At 73.5% G+C, this 442-nt stretch carries 1 protein-coding gene; it reads right to left on the reverse strand.

The annotated features are described in order from the left end of the window. Nucleotides 1–442, reverse strand: a 442-nt coding sequence (locus GVL52_RS32140) for a YqiA/YcfP family alpha/beta fold hydrolase (RefSeq protein WP_160012744.1), incomplete at both ends; no start/stop codon positions are given.

Consider the following 442-nt stretch of genomic DNA (forward strand, 5'->3'; position numbering starts at 1 on the left):
GGGCATGGTCGCCGCCTTCCAGCAGCACCACCCGGGCGGCGGCATGGCGGGCGGCCATCTCGCGCCAGTCCAGCAGTTCGTCGCCCTTGGCGATGATGGCGAGTTCCGGTCCGGCGGCGGGCAGGGTCCGCACCTCCAGCGCCCGCAGTTCGGCGATGTATTCGGGCCGGAAGTAGAACTGCTCGGACGGATCGTGCCAGGCCGTCTGCTGGCCGATGTAGCGCTCCAGGTCCCGCGCCGGGTCCACGGCCGGGTTCAGCAGCACGCTCGCGCAGCCGGGCTTGTGCTGCGCCACCCAGCTCGCGTAGAAGCCGCCCAGCGACGAGCCGACCACCGCCATCCGCTGCGCCGGCCAGTCGGCGATGCCCTGCGCCACCAGCGCCATCGCATCGCGCGGCGAGGGCGGCAGGTGCGGGCACCAGAACCGCACGTCCGGCCGGTG

The sequence above is a fragment of the Rhizobium sp. 18055 genome (assembly GCF_902706285.1).
GTDB lineage: Bacteria > Pseudomonadota > Alphaproteobacteria > Rhizobiales > Rhizobiaceae > Rhizobium.